This is a genomic window from Pseudomonas sp. BS-2016, assembly GCF_001806145.1.
GTDB lineage: Bacteria > Pseudomonadota > Gammaproteobacteria > Pseudomonadales > Pseudomonadaceae > Aquipseudomonas > Aquipseudomonas lundensis.
This window is the reverse complement of record NZ_MLCT01000095.1, coordinates 1-1,949: the sequence shown is the minus strand read 5'-3', so window position 1 is coordinate 1,949 and position 1,949 is coordinate 1. Positions and strand designations below refer to the sequence as shown.

At 54.0% G+C, this 1,949-nt stretch carries 3 protein-coding genes and 1 pseudogene; all 4 read right to left on the bottom strand.

Annotated features, from left to right (window positions below; all coding sequences use genetic code 11):
* Positions 1-11: 11 nt before the first annotated feature.
* Positions 12-482, bottom strand: coding sequence for an arsenate reductase ArsC (locus BKD70_RS22565; protein ID WP_070415435.1), 471 nt, complete (start codon positions 480-482; stop codon positions 12-14).
* A 27-nt stretch (positions 483-509) separates the two neighbouring features.
* Positions 510-881 (bottom strand): metalloregulator ArsR/SmtB family transcription factor, encoded by a 372-nt coding sequence (locus BKD70_RS22560; RefSeq protein WP_070415434.1) that lies wholly within the window; start codon positions 879-881, stop codon positions 510-512.
* Between the two features lie 9 nt (positions 882-890).
* Entirely contained in the window at positions 891-1,304 is a 414-nt protein-coding gene (locus BKD70_RS22555) for an arsenate reductase ArsC (protein ID WP_070415433.1), read from the bottom strand.
* Positions 1,305-1,630: 326 nt separating this feature from the next.
* Positions 1,631-1,949, bottom strand: a pseudogene (locus BKD70_RS25230) (hypothetical protein); the annotation flags it as partial.

Sequence of the window (1,949 nt, the reverse complement as noted above, 5' to 3'; positions counted from 1 at the left end):
TGCTCCTGTGATTACAGCGTGCCAATCAGGGCCAGCTCTGCCTTGAGCTGTTCGGCACTCAGCTGGGAAAGCGGTAAAGCCAGAAAGGCTTCAATACGGGTTCTGATCTGCTCCAAAGTGGCCTCAAAAGCCGCCCCGATCTCTTCTTGAGTCCCGTGGTATTCCGACGGGTCAGCCAACCCCCAGTGCGCCTTCGTGGCCGGTCCGAAAAATACCGGGCAGGCCTCACCGGCAGCCTTGTCGCACACCGTGATGACGAAATCAGGAGCCAAGTTCACATGGACATCGCTGGACTTACTGATCAATCCCTCCGTCGAAATACCAGCGCTTTCTAACGTCTTGAGACTCAGCGGATGTACTTCGCCTTTCGGCTGACTGCCCGCGCTGTAGGCTTTCATACCTTCCGGCGCCAAGTGATTGAAGACTGCTTCACAAAGGATGCTGCGGCAGCTATTGGCAGTGCACAGGAACAGGATTTTCATCGAGCGATCTCGTAGTCGAAGGCGGAATCAGGCGATTTTGCTTTCACAGCACACGGCTGCCCGTTCAGGACGGTCACCCATTTCATCAAGGCGTTTGGCATCAGGGCTCAACCAGTGCTTGTTGCTTTTCAGCACGGTGGTCAGCACTTGATGAACCCAATCAGGAAGATTCGGGTGCAGTCGGTAATACACCCATTGGCCTTGCCGACGGTCCGACAACAGGCCGCAAGTACGCAGTTGCGCTAGGTGCCTGGAGATTTTTGGCTGACTCTCGTTCAACGCGCAGGTCAGCTCGCAAACACAAAGCTCTCCTTCACGGGTGATGAGCATCATCGTGCGGACCCGAGTGTCGTCAGCAAGGCATTTGAAAACAGTGGTCGGTGTCAGATGGTCAGCCATATCGTTTTCTCAGTGTTTGTTTTTGACCAAGACGAACATCTTGATGCGCTCATGAATTTCGTGAAGGGTGTGACGGAAGGCATCGGGTTTGGTGCTGGTAACCGGGTCGTCAAAACTCCAGGCCAATGCCTCCTCGGCTCCAGGTAAGGACAGGCATTCCGCTGCGGCTTTATCACACAAGGTGATGACGTAATCGAAACGCTCACCACGGAACTCGTCTATCGACTTGCTACGTAATCCCTCCGTGCTCACACCGATGTGGGAGAGTGCCTCGAAGGTGCGTGGATCGACCTGAGTCGGAGTTGTGCCGGCGCTGAACGCCTCGAAATGCTCCGAATCGGTATGCCTCAGCAACGCTTGGGCCAACGGAGAGCGGGCCGCATTGGCGGTACAGACGAACAGGACACGGGCTTTGCTGGTCATTGTGAAATCTCAGCTCATATACGGTATAACGAATATATGATTTTCCGTATACCAGGTAAAGAGCTAATGGCACAGTAATCCATAAAAACGTTTGGATTCCGCCGTCCAGCTTCAATGAAAGCCCTATATTGCCGCGTCAGTCACGTAACTCGCTTTCCAGTTATCTACAAATATCTGCGGCGGTATATATGGTTTTTGTAATGAGTCTGTCGCGCAAGCAGAAAAAGGTCGTTCCTTGGTTCAAGGACTACCTGGACAAGCAGAAGAAATAAGAAGGGCGCCCCTAACCTGCCCCGGACGTCGAGGGCGGGTTAGGCGGCAGTGCTCTAGGCTTTGCAACAACCCGGCGAGGTAAGAGGTGCGGCCTCAGGAAATGTTCCCGCCGTCGCGCAACAAGATGTCTGACTAGCCGAAGCTTCAAGGCGATCATCAGCCTCATCGAAATCCGAGTTGCAAATGCCAGTTGCCGGAAGGATCAGCTCAACCCTTTTGGCCGCCTCCCAATCACCCGCCAACGCCGCGACAACAGACCGTACCTGTTCATACCCCGTCATTAACAAAAACGTAGGCGCCCGGCCATAGCTCTTCATCCTCACAATGAAGAAACCTTCCTCTGGATGGGAAAGTTCTACTGCGCCGTGAGGC

Excerpts from the sequence above, each read along its gene's own strand:
- BKD70_RS22565 (WP_070415435.1), bottom strand. The coding sequence starts at position 482 with ATGAAAATCCTGTTCCTGTGCACTGCCAATAGCTGCCGCAGCATCCTT.
- BKD70_RS22555 (WP_070415433.1), bottom strand. The coding sequence starts at position 1,304 with ATGACCAGCAAAGCCCGTGTCCTGTTCGTCTGTACCGCCAATGCGGCC.
- BKD70_RS22560 (WP_070415434.1), bottom strand. The coding sequence starts at position 881 with ATGGCTGACCATCTGACACCGACCACTGTTTTCAAATGCCTTGCTGAC.